Annotated in this window: 1 protein-coding gene; it reads right to left on the reverse strand. The window is 53.2% G+C overall.

Annotated features, from left to right (window positions below):
- Nucleotides 1–231 (reverse strand): UvrD-helicase domain-containing protein (locus MXD62_RS09775; protein WP_248829027.1); only part of this gene is annotated, 231 nt, incomplete at both ends.

Genomic DNA, 231 nt, shown 5'->3' on the forward strand with positions numbered 1-231 from the left:
CAGACAGTTGATCACCCGCATCAAGAATGGAAAAGCTGCGGCTTATCCCAAGCCGTTCGCTGTCCCGGCGTAAAATGCGCACGCACAGCGAGTGGAACGTGGAAATCCAGATATCCCCGGCACCACGACCGACAATTCCCGCCACCCGGTTATTCATCTCTCGCGCCGCTTTATTGGTAAACGTAATCGCCAAAATCGACCACGGGGCAACATTTTTCTCCCCGATTAAAT

This window comes from Frankia sp. Mgl5, assembly GCF_023242985.1.
GTDB classification, from domain to species: Bacteria; Actinomycetota; Actinomycetes; order Frankiales; family Frankiaceae; genus Parafrankia; species Parafrankia soli.